Genomic DNA, 2,848 nt, shown 5'->3' on the forward strand with positions numbered 1-2,848 from the left:
GTGCTGCGGCGGCGGCGGCGGGGCCGTCCCAGCGGGGGCCTGCGTGCCGTCCCGGAGCCACCGGTCCCTGGCTGCTGCTGGGAGGCTGCCGGCGGAGTGTTGGGCGCCTGCGCCGTGGAAGGCAGGGCGGTGGCGGGAGGCGTGCCCTCCTCGGACGCCGCGTCATCCTCCATGCCGCCGGGCGGAGCTCCGGCGCACATCAGCAGGCTGGCCACGCCCGCGATCCCCAATCCCAGCCAGATGTCTCGCCTCATGCGCGGCGCGCCTCCATGCTGGGAAGGTGCGTGCGCACGCGGCGGGAACCACCGCCCCGGCGGCCGGGGGCTCGCCCGTCCGCCCGCGATGCCAACCCACGACATGGCGCCTGCCCGGGCCAATGAAACGCCCCCGGCCCCACTCGAGGGACTCGGGGGCGAGGGGCCTGACGGGCTGTGCCGCTACGGCAGCGGGAGCGGACCGCCGCCCTGGGGCAGCGTGCGCGCCAGCGCCACGGCCTTGGCCGCCTGCACCAGGCCATGGCCGTAATGCTCATCCACGCCCGGCGCCAGCTTGTCGTCCTGCGCCGTCTTCTCCAGCACCGCGCGCACGTGCGCGGCGCTCAGGTCCGGCCGGGCGCTGAACACCAGCGCCGCGACGCCCGACACGTGCGGGGTGGCCATGGAGGTTCCCGACTCGCGCTGGTAGTCCAGGCCGGTGACGGACACCGTCACGTCCTGTCCCACGAGCCCCTTGAGGGCCGCGCCGGACGCCATCGACACCGACACCGTGGGCACCCAGTGCGCGTTCGCGGAGCCCAGCGTGAAGCCGGGGCCCTCGTCCTCCACGTTGTCGCCGATGATGATGGCGCGCGCGCCGGCCTGGATGACGTTGCGGGCCTTCTCCTCGAAGAACAGGTCGCCGCGGTCCACGTACGCGACGAAGCCGTCGCAGGTGGCCGCCTCACCGCACGACGCGCGGTCCGCGCCCAGGCCGCAGTTGACCAGCCGGCCCGTGTACGTGCCCTGCGCGGTGTACGTGAGCGGCTGCGAGGTGACGGACACCGACGCGGCGGTCAGCTGGGACAGCGACGCCGCGCCCAGCACCGTGGCGCTCAGCACGTTCACGCCCGGCCCCACCACGGACAGCTCCTGGCCGTACTGGGAGAACTCCGCGATGTCGCCCTTCAGGTCCACCGCGCCCACCGCCATCACCGCCGGCAGGTACGCGGCCGGATAGGCGATGCCGCGCTTGCCGTCGTTGCCGCTGGCCGCGACGGACAGCATGCCGTTGCCGCTGTTCCAGACCTTCTCGAACGCGGTCTGCTCGTCGGTGGACGGGTCCGGCGCGCCCAGCGACAGCGAGGCCACCCGCGCCCCCTCCGAGTTGCACCAGTCCACCGCCGCGATGACGTCATCCGTCCTGCCGCCGCCATCCGTGTCCAGCACGCGCGGCGACAGCAGCGCGCGCCCGGCGCCACGCCCACCACGCCGTTCGGGTCCTCGCCGGGCCCCACGCGCGCGCCGGAGCCCGAACCGAACTGCGCCAGGATGGTCGCGGACACGTGCGTGCCGTGGCCGCCGCCCACCGTCACCACGCCCTGGGACTCGCTCTGGTCGGTCGGGTCGTCGTCATCGTCGACGAAGTCCTTGCCCTTGAGGAACGCCGCCTTCAGCTCCGGGTGCTTGCTGTCCCAGCCGCTGTCGATGACGCACACCTTCACGCCCTCACCCGTGGGCGCGCCGGGGTCGATGATGCCGTCGTTGTTCGCGTCCCACACCTGCGGGGCCTGGATGAGCTTCAACCCCTCGGTGTACTCGCCCACCGACCCCTGCGTGCTGAACGCGCCCTGCCACGACACCACCGGCGGCAACGTGGGCAGCCCCATCGCCTGCACGCGGCGGTTGGGCGTCACGGAGAGCACCTCCGGGCGGAGCTTCAGCGCCGCGAGGGCCTCCGGCGACAGCCGGGCGGACACCATGTTCAGGTTCGGGATGCGGCGGCGCACGGTGCCGCCCTCGCGCTCCACGGCCTTCACGAGGTCCACCGAGGCGGCCAGCGCGCTGGCGGTCACCTTCGGCTTGTAGGTGATGATGACCTCGTCCGCCGCCGTGTCCGTCCTCAGCGCGGAGACGGCCGTGTTCGTGCTCAACGAGGAGACCGCCGGGTCCGGCAGCGCCGCCTCCGTGGTGCCAGGACACGCCTGGGGCAGGACGTCGATGACGGGTTCGGGGTCGGAACCGCAGCCGCTCGCCACCAGTCCGGACAGCCCGAGCCCAAGCCAAAGCCAACGCTTCATGGGGTGCATCTCCTTCGTGCCCGGCCAACGTGAGGTACCGCGCCGTGACCCGCTGCCCCCGGAAAAGGGGGGCCGGGAAGAACGGGCCAACCCTGCTTCCCGTTCCCACGACGATTTAAGCATGGACGAAGGACGGCTGCTCGGGCGGCTGTCGTGCGCCCGACGGCCATCCGGTGCCAGGCCAACGTGAGGCGCCCAACGCTCGAGTGGAGCGGCCCGTTGGCGGCCCGGCATCCGGGGCCCGCCTCGAACCGGGCCCCGAGCACCGGGATGACGCACCGGGCCCGGCGCCCGGCACGGGGACGTCAGGCGTCGGAGGGATCCACGCCGAAGATGCGCTGGGCGTCCACGGCGTAGGCCGCCAGCTGGCGCTCCAGCTCCGCGCGTCCCAGCCCAGCAGCGGCGCCATCACCTCCGCGGCGCGGACGGCGGCGGCGCGGCCCTGGTCGCGCGTCTCGAACGCGACCTTGAGGCGGCGGATGAGCAGGTCGGCCAGCGTCTGGACCATCTCATGGGTCACGCCCCACGCGGCCTCGGCGCGGCGGTACGGCAGGCCCTCCGCCAGCGGCTCGG

General features: G+C 73.7%; 2 protein-coding genes and 2 pseudogenes. All 4 read right to left on the reverse strand.

The features are described 5' to 3' along the window. Window positions 1–254 (reverse strand): annotated as a pseudogene (locus ACLEQD_RS40580) (hypothetical protein); the annotation flags it as partial. 183 nt (window positions 255–437) lie between these two features. Further along, complete coding sequence (locus ACLEQD_RS40585) at window positions 438–752, reverse strand: S8 family serine peptidase (RefSeq protein ID WP_410391289.1); 315 nt, start codon at window positions 750–752, stop codon at window positions 438–440. 39 nt (window positions 753–791) lie between these two features. Then, window positions 792–2,509: pseudogene (locus ACLEQD_RS40590) on the reverse strand (S8 family serine peptidase); the annotation flags it as partial. Beyond that, window positions 2,391–2,848: glycerol-3-phosphate dehydrogenase C-terminal domain-containing protein (locus ACLEQD_RS40595; RefSeq protein ID WP_410391288.1), on the reverse strand; the 458-nt coding region annotated here is incomplete at its 5' end. The pseudogene ACLEQD_RS40590 and the gene ACLEQD_RS40595, both read right to left, overlap by 119 nt.

The organism is Corallococcus sp. 4LFB, from assembly GCF_046520365.1.
GTDB classification, from domain to species: domain Bacteria; phylum Myxococcota; class Myxococcia; order Myxococcales; family Myxococcaceae; genus Corallococcus; species Corallococcus caeni.

Bases quoted from the DNA above. Each gene is read 5' to 3' on its own strand.
- ACLEQD_RS40585 (WP_410391289.1), bottom strand. From the start codon at position 752: ATGGCGTCCGGCGCGGCCCTCAAGGGGCTCGTGGGACAGGACGTGACG.